Origin of the sequence: Mesorhizobium sp. M8A.F.Ca.ET.207.01.1.1 (genome assembly GCF_004794715.1) — a bacterium.
In the GTDB taxonomy this organism is placed as follows: domain Bacteria; phylum Pseudomonadota; class Alphaproteobacteria; order Rhizobiales; family Rhizobiaceae; genus Mesorhizobium.
In genome coordinates, this window is record NZ_SRUS01000002.1 from 162163 (window position 1) to 167162 (window position 5000).

Sequence of the window (5000 nt, forward strand, 5' to 3'; positions counted from 1 at the left end):
AAGATTTGTTCGAACTTCATGATCTGAAAGGATCGTGATTTGTCGCAAGGGACGCTCAATCCCTTGCATATGATGGGTTTGCCTAACCGCACCCTCGAACCGATCTCGAGAAGCTGGTCTTTTTGTGCCAATGACATCGAATTGGATCCCGCACAGGATCCGGTTCAGGCGACAATTCCTTCGGAATTGCGCGGACGCTAACCCCTCAAGGGTGGCTGAAGCGACAATCCTTCGGATTGCGCGGGTGGGCATTGGCAATGAGAACGATCAAGTGTCTTAAGGGCAATTGGTGGATGCCTTGGCATGCACAGGCGATGAAGGACGTGATACGCTGCGATAAGCTACGGGGAGGTGCGAATACCCTTTGATCCGTAGATTTCCGAATGGGGAAACCCACCTAAGGTACTTGGAAAATCAGAGCAGCCAGAAGGTCGCAAGGCCGACTTGCTGCTGTGGTTTCCAAGTATCGTTAATAGGTAACTTATCCTGAATACATAGGGATAAAGTGGCGAACGCGGGGAACTGAAACATCTAAGTACCCGTAGGAAAGGACATCAACCGAGACTCCGGAAGTAGTGGCGAGCGAACCCGGACCAGGCCAGTGGCGATTGAGAGACAAGCGGAACCTTCTGGAAAGTAGGGCCATAGTGGGTGACAGCCCCGTACGCGTAATGCAATCAATCGTCCTCGAGTAAGGCGGGACACGTGAAATCCTGTCTGAAATTGGGGGGACCACCCTCCAAGCCTAAGTACTCGTGCATGACCGATAGCGAACTAGTACCGTGAGGGAAAGGTGAAAAGCACCCCGACAAGGGGAGTGAAAGAGTACCTGAAACCGATTGCCTACAAACAGTGGGAGCCCGCAAGGGTGACCACGTACCTTTTGTATAATGGGTCAGCGACTTAGTGTGACGAGCAAGCTTAAACCGCTAGGTGTAGGCGCAGCGAAAGCGAGTCTGAACAGGGCGTTCAGTTCGTTGCATTAGACCCGAAACCGAGTGATCTAGCCATGAGCAGGTTGAAGGTAAGGTAACACTTACTGGAGGACCGAACCCATAACTGTTGCAATAGTTCGGGATGACTTGTGGCTAGGGGTGAAAGGCCAATCAAACTCGGAAATAGCTGGTTCTCCGCGAAATCTATTTAGGTAGAGCGTCGACCGAATACCCCAGGGGGTAGAGCACTGGATGGGCTAGGGGTCCTCACCGGATTACCAAACCTAACCAAACTCCGAATACCTGGGAGTACTAGTCGGCAGACACACGGCGGGTGCTAACGTCCGTCGTGAAAAGGGAAACAACCCTGACCTACAGCTAAGGTCCCCAAGTTATGGCTAAGTGGGAAAGGATGTGAGGATCCCAAAACAACCAGGATGTTGGCTTAGAAGCAGCCATCATTTAAAGAAAGCGTAACAGCTCACTGGTCTAAATAAGGGTCTTTGCGCCGAAAATGTAACGGGGCTAAAGCCATACACCGAAGCTTAGGGTTCGTAGCAATACGAGCGGTAGCGGAGCGTTCTGTAAGCTGATGAAGCCATACCCGTGAGGGGTGGTGGAGGTATCAGAAGTGCGAATGCTGACATGAGTAACGTAAGGGGAGTGAGAGACTCCCCCGCCGAAAGACCAAGGGTTCCTGCTTAAAGCTAATCTGAGCAGGGTTAGCCGGCCCCTAAGACGAGGCGGAAACGCGTAGTCGATGGGAACCACGTTAATATTCGTGGGCTTGGAGGTAGTGACGGATCATTGAGGTAGTCCAATCTTATCGGATTGAACGGGCTGCTGCGTGGTTCCAGGAAATAGCTCCTCCTTATAAACCGTACCCGAAACCGACACTGGTGGTCTGGTAGAGTATACCAAGGCGCTTGAGAGAACTATGCTGAAGGAACTCGGCAAATTGCACGCGTAACTTCGGAAGAAGCGTGACCCTTTTCCACGCAAGTGGAGGAGGGTGGCACAGACCAGGGGGTAGCGACTGTTTATCAAAAACACAGGGCTCTGCGAAGTCGCAAGACGACGTATAGGGTCTGACGCCTGCCCGGTGCTGGAAGGTTAAGAGGAGGGGTGCAAGCTCTGAATCGAAGCCCCAGTAAACGGCGGCCGTAACTATAACGGTCCTAAGGTAGCGAAATTCCTTGTCGGGTAAGTTCCGACCTGCACGAATGGCGTAACGACTTCCCCGCTGTCTCCAGCATAGACTCAGTGAAATTGAATTCCCCGTGAAGATGCGGGGTTCCTGCGGTTAGACGGAAAGACCCCGTGCACCTTTACTATAGCTTTACATTGGCATTCGTAGTGGCATGTGTAGGATAGGTGGTAGGCTTTGAAACCTGGGCGCCAGCTCAGGTGGAGCCACCCTTGAAATACCACCCTTATTACTATGGATGTCTAACCGCGGCCCGTTATCCGGGTCCGGGACAATGTATGGTGGGTAGTTTGACTGGGGCGGTCGCCTCCTAAAGAGTAACGGAGGCGCGCGATGGTGGGCTCAGAACGGTCGGAAATCGTTCGCTGAGTGCAATGGCATAAGCCTGCCTGACTGCGAGACTGACAAGTCGAGCAGAGACGAAAGTCGGTCATAGTGATCCGGTGGTCCCGCGTGGAAGGGCCATCGCTCAACGGATAAAAGGTACGCCGGGGATAACAGGCTGATGACCCCCAAGAGTCCATATCGACGGGGTTGTTTGGCACCTCGATGTCGACTCATCGCATCCTGGGGCTGGAGCAGGTCCCAAGGGTATGGCTGTTCGCCATTTAAAGCGGTACGTGAGTTGGGTTCAGAACGTCGTGAGACAGTTCGGTCCCTATCTGCCGTGGGTGTAGGAATATTGAAAGGATCTGTCCCTAGTACGAGAGGACCGGGATGGACGGATCTCTGGTGGACCTGTTGTGGCGCCAGCCGCATAGCAGGGTAGCTATATCCGGACGGGATAACCGCTGAAGGCATCTAAGCGGGAAACCCACCTTAAAACGAGTATTCCCTGAGAACCGTGGAAGACGACCACGTTGATAGGCCGGGTGTGGAAGAGCGGCAACGCTTGAAGCTTACCGGTACTAATAGTTCGATCGGCTTGATCGTTCTCATTCCTTATGTCCATCTGACTTCGTCAGATGGTTTGTTCTCACTCACGCTTGTTCCGCCCTTCGGGCGGCGCTACGTGGGTGCGGCGCACAAGCGCCGACGGTCGGTCGACCTTGCGAAGCTTCGCTTCGAAAGGCGCCAGGCTAAAAGAACTCCAAAGGCACAAAAAACAGCTTCTCGAATAACGTGCGTTTTGCCGACCTGGTGGTTATGGCGGAGCGGCTGCACCCGATCCCATTCCGAACTCGGCCGTGAAACGCTCCAGCGCTGATGGTACTTCGTCTCAAGACGCGGGAGAGTAGGTCGCTGCCAGGTCTGCTAAACGCACGTTTTATGTGTCACATCCTACTTTCCAAAAATCGAAGCCGGTTTTTGGGTCGAGGCGATGAAATCTTCTCTGAACATGGCCCGCCAACGGGAAACACGGGCCGCGTAAGCGGCCCTTTCATTTGGCGGACAAACCTCTCGCAAGCTCTCGCTTGCAAATCGGTGGCGCGGGGTGGAGCAGCCCGGTAGCTCGTCAGGCTCATAACCTGAAGGTCACAGGTTCAAATCCTGTCCCCGCAACCAAATACAAATGAGCCCGCCATCGTGCGGGCTCTTTTGTATTTTGCCGTGGTCGCCGGCGATTCGAACCTGTCATCAGCGGCCCGCAAGCAGGCCTTGCCGACGCAGCAGGACCGATAACTCAAATCCTGTCCCCAAAACCAAATTAAACCGCCCGCCAGAATCAAACCCGGAGGGCCGTTTTGCGTTCGAACCAGCCGCCATCGATCTTAGCCATCATCAGCACGCAAAGACGGCAGCCAACCACCGGGACAACAAACACAAACCCTGGCTAAAAAGGACCTGCCTCAACAAGACAAAAACAGCCCGCCAGGCTCCCGCCGGCGGGCTGTTCGCATTCGTATCCTCGCCGCATAACGAAATCGCAGACAGATACACAAACCGGAAGGCGCAGTCTCGGAGGTCAAGATATAAAACGAATTTGTACTCAGCCGGCTTCCGTACCTATCCCGCGCGCATCTGGCACCGTGATGGATGCGGGGTATCGAGTTGCGCGTCTGCTGGCCGGTGCCGTCGTGGCCGAGGCGGTATTTCAGTCAATGCCGAATCAGGCGACAAATTGATTCTCTCCGGACGAATCGCGGAAATGAGCACCGGCCGAATTGGTCCAGTTTGCCAATAGCTGACATCTATTGCTATATAGGCACCGCGATCCCGCACTCGCTCCAAGAGGTTGCCAATGCCAAATTACGCTTTGAATGACCACTATGAGAGCTTCATCAAGAAGCAGCTCGAATCGGGGCGTTACAACAATGCCAGCGAGGTCGTGCGTGCCGGCCTGCGCATGCTCGAGGATTTCGAGGCGGAGCGGGAGAGGTGGCTGCGTGAGGAAATCCCGTCGCGCCTGGCCGAACTCAAGCAGGATCCGGCGAAAGCGACACCAGCTGACGCGGTCTTTTCCAGGCTGGAGGCGCGCCATCGCGCGAAGCAGGCGAAAGCCAAGTAGGCAATGAAGTATCGGATTGTCTTTCATCCTGCCGCGCAAGCCGAACTCGAACAGCTCTACGACGACATAGCCGAACGGGCGTCGCCGGCGATCGCCTGGAATTTCGTCGTGGGCATCAAGGACCATTGTCTTGGCTTATCGACTTTTCCATAGCGAGGTACGGAGCGGGTCGAGATCATGCCTGGGCTGCGGATCGTTGGCTACCGGCGGGCGGTCAGCATTGCTTTTGCGGTCGAGGGTGAGCAGGTGCTGATCCTGGGCATCTTCTACGCCGGCCGAAACATCACACCGGAATTGTTGGAGGATCGGCACTGAAAGCCGCTCGGGCGAGGTCCGTGGCCGTGTCGGCGGGCGGCCGTTTTTCAAAGCGAAGCGTGCTCACCATGAGGACCGAAGCGAGTAACCCAGG

1 protein-coding gene, 1 tRNA gene, 2 rRNA genes and 1 pseudogene are annotated in these 5000 nt (G+C 54.9%); all 5 read left to right on the forward strand.

Annotated elements, in window-relative coordinates; all coding sequences use genetic code 11:
• Positions 1–265 precede the first annotated feature (265 nt).
• Positions 266–3075: ribosomal RNA gene (locus EN850_RS05655) — 23S ribosomal RNA — on the forward strand.
• A gap of 203 nt (positions 3076–3278) precedes the next feature.
• Positions 3279–3393: ribosomal RNA gene (gene rrf, locus EN850_RS05660) — 5S ribosomal RNA — on the forward strand.
• 178 nt (positions 3394–3571) lie between these two features.
• Positions 3572–3648: transfer RNA gene (locus EN850_RS05665), tRNA-Met, on the forward strand.
• Between the two features lie 676 nt (positions 3649–4324).
• A complete protein-coding gene (locus EN850_RS05670) occupies positions 4325–4591 on the forward strand; it encodes a type II toxin-antitoxin system ParD family antitoxin (RefSeq protein WP_127872300.1) in 267 nt (88 codons plus the stop codon).
• Positions 4592–4594: 3 nt separating this feature from the next.
• Positions 4595–4906: pseudogene (locus EN850_RS05675) on the forward strand (type II toxin-antitoxin system RelE/ParE family toxin).
• Positions 4907–5000 lie beyond the last annotated feature (94 nt).

Bases quoted from the DNA above. Each gene is read 5' to 3' on its own strand.
- EN850_RS05670 (WP_127872300.1), top strand. From the start codon at position 4,325: ATGCCAAATTACGCTTTGAATGACCACTATGAGAGCTTCATCAAGAAG.